Here is a 2,389-nt window from a genome sequence, read left to right as displayed (position 1 = left end):
TATGAATGTCCTATCTGCAAAGACATGGAATGGATAATTGACGATAAGACAAATACAGCGAGGCCATGTAAATGCAGGGAGGTTAAGACATATAAACGGATTTTAGAGAATTCCGGCATAAGTGAGGCATTTCAGAAAAGGACTTTTAAAAATTTCATAACGACAAATAAACCGCAACAAGTCATTGATGCGAGGAATATGGCTATTAGATACGTGAAAGAATTTGATAATCTTAAAAATGCTAAGAATAACAGCATTGCATTTTTAGGACAAGTTGGCTCTGGTAAAACGCATTTAAGTATTGCAATTGCGAATGAACTTATGAAGAAAAACGTTGGCGTGCTTTATATGCAATACAGAGAGGCTATTATCCAGCTTAAACAATGCATTATGGACGAAGAAAATTACAATCATGAAATAGATAAATATAAAAATGCGACAGTATTGCTGATTGATGACTTATACAAAGGCAAAATAACTGATTCAGATCGCAATATCATGTTTGAAATTATTAATTATCGTTATCTTAAAAACTCACCAATCATCGTATCTAGTGAGCTTACAGTGGATGCAATTATAGATATTGATGAGGCTATAGGAAGTAGAATTGTCGAGATGTGCAAAGGACATATTTTTGAATTTAGCGGGCAGGAATTGAACTATAGATTGAATTAGTGAGTGGGGGGTAACAAACCATGAAGGTTGAATTTGAGATGAATCTGAAAAATGGAGATGGCTCTGACAAGAAAAGAAAAAGGGAAATAGTGCGGGGTAAGGGCAAACTTATAAAGGAATATGAACATTTTTATCTGATACAAAAAAGCACAAAAACAAGAGGAAATGAATACAGGATATGCATAAATAAATGCGACATTGCATACGGCGATGCAAAAATAAAGTTTTTAAAGGAGGCATGAGGGATGAGAGAAATAAAATTTAGAGGTAAAAGAAAAGACAATGGTGAGTGGATGTATGGATATGTAGTAAGAGAAAGATATGGGGTGTGTATACAGTACCTAATGGAAAAACCTTTAGGCATTGAAAAATATAAAGTTGTTGTAGAACCTGAAAGCGTAGGGCAATACACCGGTTTAAAGGACAAGAACGGGCAGGAAATATACGAGGGCGATATAGTTGTAGCTGAAGATAGCTACGGGAATAAATGGTGTGGAGTGGTGAAATACAAAGATAAACATACTGCTTTTTTCGTAGAAGGGAAAAATGTTGCGGCTATTCTTGGATGGCATCTAACAGACAACAATGGCGTGTTTGCTGAGGTAATTGGTAATATTTACGAAAATCCTGAATTATTGGAGGGATAAGGGATGGAAGAATTGATGGAGATTAAAAAGACTGCATTAGAGTTGATTCCTGGTCTTCCGGATGAAGTTACAGATAAACTTTTTAGAATATGTGATTTAGTTGACAGCTTGATGATGGCAAGACCAAAAATTGACATTGACCTTGTAAAAAAGTACGAGGGGATGGAATAAATGCGCATAAATTGGGAATCTCCAGAAATAAAAATAGCACTTGAAAAGACAAAAGCAGCATACGAACAAGCACCATACAGAGAGAAACATCGTGCTGTGGAGAAAGAATTTGCAAAGTATACAGGTGTATGGGCAGCTTATGGAACAATACGAGAACACGCAAAAGAAAAAGGAGTATGGATTGGAGGAAGGTGAGAATTATGAACTATCTAAAATTAACAATACCTGGAAAGCCGCTTGGAAAACAAAGACCAAGAGTTTTAAAGAATGGAATTACATATACGCCAAAAGATACAGTTGATTATGAAACATTCATAAAAGAGATGTACACACTGCGGAATTTTTATAAACAATTTAAAGGGCCTCTTAAGATAGATATTACAGCCTATTTTCCAATTCCAAGTAGCATAAGCACAAAGAAAAAAGAAGAAATGTTATCAGGCAAAATTAGACCGACCAAAAAACCGGATTGGGATAATATTGGCAAGATTGTTACAGATGCATTAAATCATCTTGCATATGATGATGATAAGCAAATTGTTGAAGCAACGGTAAAAAAATTTTATAGTGAAAGGCCACGAGTAGAAATTAGTCTTGAAGAAATTGAGATAGTTGCAAATGATGAGTATATATTTGATAGAACATAGGGAGGTATCATGATGGAGAAGATTGAATTTTTAGCTACTTTGCCACAAATACAAAGCGCAATCAAAATAGGCGGTGATGGTGCAAGCAGAATACAATTTGACGTGCCAACAACTGAAATAGCAAATGTAGTAAAGTTAATAAAGGCAACAGGTAAATTAGTAATGGTTACAGTGGAGATTAAAGAGGGGTAGCTAAAGCTATCCCTGACTCTGTTTAGGAGGGAGAGCATGGGTATACTAGATAGGCAA

At 35.4% G+C, this 2,389-nt stretch carries 7 protein-coding genes; all 7 read left to right on the top strand.

What is annotated here, in order from left to right; all coding sequences use genetic code 11:
- The coding region (locus BVF91_RS12970; RefSeq protein WP_085113762.1) for an ATP-binding protein at positions 1-675 on the top strand (675 nt) is incomplete at its 5' end.
- A gap of 20 nt (positions 676-695) precedes the next feature.
- Positions 696-917, top strand: coding sequence for a hypothetical protein (locus BVF91_RS12965; RefSeq protein ID WP_085113761.1), 222 nt, complete (start codon positions 696-698; stop codon positions 915-917).
- 3 nt (positions 918-920) lie between these two features.
- Positions 921-1,322, top strand: a complete 402-nt coding sequence (locus BVF91_RS12960; RefSeq protein ID WP_085113760.1) for a YopX family phage-derived protein — start codon at positions 921-923, stop codon at positions 1,320-1,322.
- A 3-nt stretch (positions 1,323-1,325) separates the two neighbouring features.
- Positions 1,326-1,493: a hypothetical protein gene (locus BVF91_RS13355; RefSeq protein WP_168170220.1), complete on the top strand. Its 168-nt coding sequence runs from the start codon at positions 1,326-1,328 to the stop codon at positions 1,491-1,493.
- Complete coding sequence (locus BVF91_RS12955) at positions 1,494-1,688, top strand: hypothetical protein (RefSeq protein WP_085113759.1); 195 nt, start codon at positions 1,494-1,496, stop codon at positions 1,686-1,688.
- Positions 1,689-1,693: 5 nt separating this feature from the next.
- Complete coding sequence (locus BVF91_RS12950) at positions 1,694-2,140, top strand: RusA family crossover junction endodeoxyribonuclease (protein ID WP_143589024.1); 447 nt, start codon at positions 1,694-1,696, stop codon at positions 2,138-2,140.
- 12 nt (positions 2,141-2,152) lie between these two features.
- Positions 2,153-2,332, top strand: a complete 180-nt coding sequence (locus tag BVF91_RS12945) for a hypothetical protein (protein ID WP_085113757.1) — start codon at positions 2,153-2,155, stop codon at positions 2,330-2,332.
- Positions 2,333-2,389 lie beyond the last annotated feature (57 nt).

Origin of the sequence: Thermoanaerobacterium sp. PSU-2 (assembly GCF_002102475.1) — a bacterium.
Classification (GTDB): Bacteria; Bacillota; Thermoanaerobacteria; order Thermoanaerobacterales; family Thermoanaerobacteraceae; genus Thermoanaerobacterium.
Note: the sequence above shows the minus strand (reverse complement) of the source record. Positions and strands in the feature narration are given on the sequence as shown.

What these genes read in the sequence shown, in the direction of transcription:
- BVF91_RS12965 (WP_085113761.1), top strand. Translation starts at nt 696, where the DNA reads ATGAAGGTTGAATTTGAGATGAATCTGAAAAATGGAGATGGCTCTGAC.
- BVF91_RS12960 (WP_085113760.1), top strand. Translation starts at nt 921, where the DNA reads ATGAGAGAAATAAAATTTAGAGGTAAAAGAAAAGACAATGGTGAGTGG.
- BVF91_RS13355 (WP_168170220.1), top strand. Translation starts at nt 1,326, where the DNA reads ATGGAAGAATTGATGGAGATTAAAAAGACTGCATTAGAGTTGATTCCT.
- BVF91_RS12955 (WP_085113759.1), top strand. Translation starts at nt 1,494, where the DNA reads ATGCGCATAAATTGGGAATCTCCAGAAATAAAAATAGCACTTGAAAAG.
- BVF91_RS12950 (WP_143589024.1), top strand. Translation starts at nt 1,694, where the DNA reads ATGAACTATCTAAAATTAACAATACCTGGAAAGCCGCTTGGAAAACAA.
- BVF91_RS12945 (WP_085113757.1), top strand. Translation starts at nt 2,153, where the DNA reads ATGGAGAAGATTGAATTTTTAGCTACTTTGCCACAAATACAAAGCGCA.